At 55.7% G+C, this 1,838-nt stretch carries 2 protein-coding genes; one reads left to right on the top strand and one right to left on the bottom strand.

The annotated features are described in order from the left end of the window. The coding region (locus ACR0NY_RS19070; protein ID WP_480771300.1) for a transposase at positions 1–206 on the bottom strand (206 nt) is incomplete at its 3' end. Positions 207–280: 74 nt separating this feature from the next. Here ACR0NY_RS19070 and ACR0NY_RS19065 point away from each other — a divergent pair. Next, on the top strand, positions 281–1,279 hold the full coding sequence (locus ACR0NY_RS19065; RefSeq protein WP_480771299.1) for an IS110 family RNA-guided transposase: 999 nt from the start codon (positions 281–283) through the stop codon (positions 1,277–1,279). Positions 1,280–1,838: the final 559 nt, after the last annotated feature.

Raw genomic sequence — 1,838 nt, 5'->3', positions numbered from 1 at the left:
TCCAGGAATTCCTTGGACCAGCTGTAATAAAGGCTCTGCGCGATGCTCTCACGACGGCACAGCTCTGCGATGCTGTCCTCGCCTTTTAGGCCGTCCAGCACGATCCTGATCTTCTCTTCTGCGGAGTACTGTTTGCGGGTCGCACGGCGAATGTCCTTTACGACCTTCTCACCGTGGCTCTGCTTGGTTCCGGGTTTCTTTCTCATCTTATGGAATGGACGCCCCTTGCACCGATGCCGATAGTTTTCGGCAGACGTATCAAGCAGAAGGAGTTCACAGAATGCAGTTACTTGCGATTGATTTAGGCAAACAGTCGTTTCACATCCACGGAATCACCAATGAGGGCGAGGTAATCTCGAAGAAGGTGACCAGATCAAAACTCGCCGCTGCCGTTCAGGAGTATTCCCCGGAAACAGTCGCCATGGAGGCTTGTGCCAGCGCTCATCACTGGGGCAGACAGTTTGAGGCGCAAGGCTATGCCGTGCGCCTCGTTCATCCGCGGTTCGTAATGCCGTTTGTCAAAGGCTCCAAGAACGACGCTGTTGATGCCGAGGCGATCTATGAGGCCGCACTGCGCCCGACTATGCGATTTGTCCCAGTGAAGACGACGGAGCAACAGGATTTGCAGATGCTGCATCGAACACGTGATCGTCTCATCACACAACGGAGCGGATTGATTAATCACATTCGGGGCCTTCTGGGGGAGTATGGCGTTGTCATTCCAGTCGGTGCCTTTCGGTTCCGAAAGGATATCAGAAACGCCGTCGCTGAGGCCAAGTTGTCAGCGCTGGCAACGGAAAACTTCAACGCACTTATCGCCGAATTCGAAGCGTTGGACAAACACGTCGCTGAGCTCGACCGTAAGCTAATCGCGATCTGCCGGACCGATGAGCGGTGCAAACGTCTTGCAACCCTCCCCGGCGTCGGGCCTGTGATCGCCACCGCCTTGATCGCTGCCGTTGATGACGGTCGACACTTTTCGTCTGGCCGGGCACTCGCGGCATGGATAGGCTTGGTTCCCAGACAATATACGACGGGCGGCAAGCCCCGGCTTGGTGGCATAGGCAAACGAGGCAACCAATACCTGCGGCGCCAGCTCATCCACGGCGCCCGGTCCGTCCTGATCAGGATCGCCAATCGTGATGATCAACGCGCGAGATGGGCGCAGGGCTTGCTGGCACGCGCAGGTCACAACAAAACGCTCGTGGCTATCGCCAACAAGACAGCACGCATTGCCTGGGCGATTTTGCGGAGCGGAGAAGGCTACAAAGCGGCGTAGCGGGCAGCCCGGAAAGTACTGGCGCTCTAAGAATGCGAGGTGACGAGACGATGGTGTAACGGCAGGGGCCGCAATTCACAGCCTGTAAGGAGTGGTGGCCAGGAAAGGCCGGTCATCTTGGAAGGCACTGAAACCAGCGGATCCCATCGAGGCCAGGAGCAAAGATGCTTCAATCAAAGGCCGGATAGATTCACGCATCCAATGCCGTCAACATCATCACAAAAAACACCTTGCGCAGGGGGCGTCCATAGATCCACTCCTTGGCGGTTACGATGAGCCAGAAACCCTCTCTTATCAAATCAACCTAAACTGTCCCATTGGCGCTGACGTCAGGCAAACTGAAGGAAAAGCGGTGTGACGCGCGTATCTGCAGCGTCGGGGAATTTTTCAGCGGTTTCGAAATCCGCCACAGGCTCTTCCAAGCTCTAAATCTTGAAGCCGCTTAGAGGAAGAAGACAACGCCAAGAAGGAACAGGATACACGCCCGTCGCCTCCACCAGATACGTCTCGCAAGACAAACGTAATTTAGGGCTCGGTCATGGAAAGCCGTTTAATAACA

The organism is Ruegeria sp. BJ5, assembly GCF_056537865.1.
Note: the sequence above shows the minus strand (reverse complement) of the source record. Positions and strands in the feature narration are given on the sequence as shown.

Bases quoted from the DNA above. Each gene is read 5' to 3' on its own strand.
- ACR0NY_RS19065 (WP_480771299.1), top strand. From the start codon at position 281: ATGCAGTTACTTGCGATTGATTTAGGCAAACAGTCGTTTCACATCCAC.